The following is a 1,635-nucleotide window of genomic DNA, read 5'->3' as shown; positions in this document are numbered from 1 at the left end:
CGGTGCGTGTCAATGTACCTGTCGCCTCAACTTCAACCCGTTATCGCAACGCCAGCTTCTGGTCGCTCCGGATTTAAGTAAACAACATCTGCAAGCCGCCAATTTCGCGCCTCACCGCTCCAGCGTGTCGGGTTAGCTGCTTTAGCAGTCGCATACAGCGCCGCACGCGCCTGCAGCAACGCAGTCGCTCTGCCTTCGTGACGCTCATTGGGCGTCACATACCGCAGAGCGCTGTGCCGATGCTCTTCGTTGTACCACTCCACAAACTTCTGTACCCAAAGTCTTGCTTCCATGAGGCTGTCAAAGGGGCGATCTGGCCACAGAGAGCAGTATTTGGCCGTACGGAAAAGTGTTTCCGCATAAGCATTGTCATTGCTCACCCGCGGACGACTGAACGAAGGCTCAACACCCAATGACACCATTTGCTCGCGTAGCAGCGATCCTTTCATCACATGACCGTTGTCAGAGTGCAGTATCAGAGGACGACCCGCTGTTCGCTCGCGCAGACACCCCTTTTCAAGCAGTACACAGGCGTTTTCAGCGCACTCGGCTTCATGTACTTCGTTCACTACAAGCTTGCGGCTATAGATGTCTTTGACCATGTACCAGTAGTAGAAACGCCCCTTGATCGTGGTTGGCAACCAAGTGATGTCCCAGCACCACACCTGGTTTGGTCCATCTGCTCGGTGCGTAGTCAAAATTCGGCGTTTCGGGGCTTTAGTCCGACCTCGGCGCACATTCTGATTTGCCTCTTTGAGCACTCGATAGAACGTCGATTCCGATGCCAGGTAAATCCCCTCATCCGCCAACTTCGGTACGATCTGATGCGGTGTCAAGCTGGCATAACCTGGCTGATTCGCAGCATCCAATACAGCCTGTCGCTCCGCCACACTGAGCTTGTTCGGTGGAGCCTTGCGTTGAACTGTCTGACGCCTATCGCCGTCGCTATGCCGCCAACGCTGGATCGTTCGAAGGCACAGCCCTAGCTCGCGGCACGCACGGAATTGTCTTGCCCCCGCTTCGACAGCTTCGGCTATCAACCCGAGTGCCTGCAGGCGATCTGAGGAACTGATCAGTCTTCCTTGCCCTTGCCCCAGATCGCATTGGCTTTTTTTCGCAGTTCCAGTAAAGCCTCCGCCTCTTTGCGACCAGCATCAGACTTCGATAACTGACGCTCCAGTTCCTTGATGCGTCGTTGCTCAGAGGTTTGCTTGGCGTAGGGCTTAGGCTCAGTTGCCTCATTGGCGCTCTGGCACGCCAAACGCCATTGCTGAATCTGCTCAGGGAATATCCCTTTCATTCGGCAATATTGGGAAAGCTCGATTTCGCTCAAAGGCGCTGTTTCCAGCACAGCATTGAATTTGTCGGCGCTGGACCACTGATCGCTGGTCTTGTTGTTACCAGGGACGATCAACCCTTTATCTCTAGCCATTTGTCTCCAGTTGCGCAGGGACTGCGGAGTTACGCCGATTGCAACGGCAAGCTCCGCCACCGAACGGTTCAGAGGCGGCATCATTTGCTGGACAGCCCAGTCTCTGAACTCATTGTCATAAAGCTTTTTCATTACTGTGCACCTTCGCCCCCTTGGATGATTGAGTCAATCAGTGGAAGCGACAGGTAGGCTGACACGGGGGG

General features: G+C 54.7%; 1 protein-coding gene. It reads right to left on the bottom strand.

From position 1 onward, the window contains the following. Positions 1 to 32: 32 nt before the first annotated feature. A protein-coding gene (locus ABI582_RS28590) for an IS3 family transposase (RefSeq protein ID WP_442120977.1) occupies positions 33 to 1,564 on the bottom strand; the annotation gives its coding sequence in 2 pieces (ribosomal slippage) (positions 33 to 1,105 and positions 1,105 to 1,564; 1,533 coding nt in all). Between the last annotated feature and the right edge of the window lie 71 nt (positions 1,565 to 1,635).

The sequence above is a fragment of the Pseudomonas sp. SAS7 genome, assembly GCF_052112345.1.
Lineage (GTDB): Bacteria > Pseudomonadota > Gammaproteobacteria > Pseudomonadales > Pseudomonadaceae > Aquipseudomonas > Aquipseudomonas putida_Q.
This window is presented reverse-complemented; position numbering and strand designations above follow the sequence as displayed.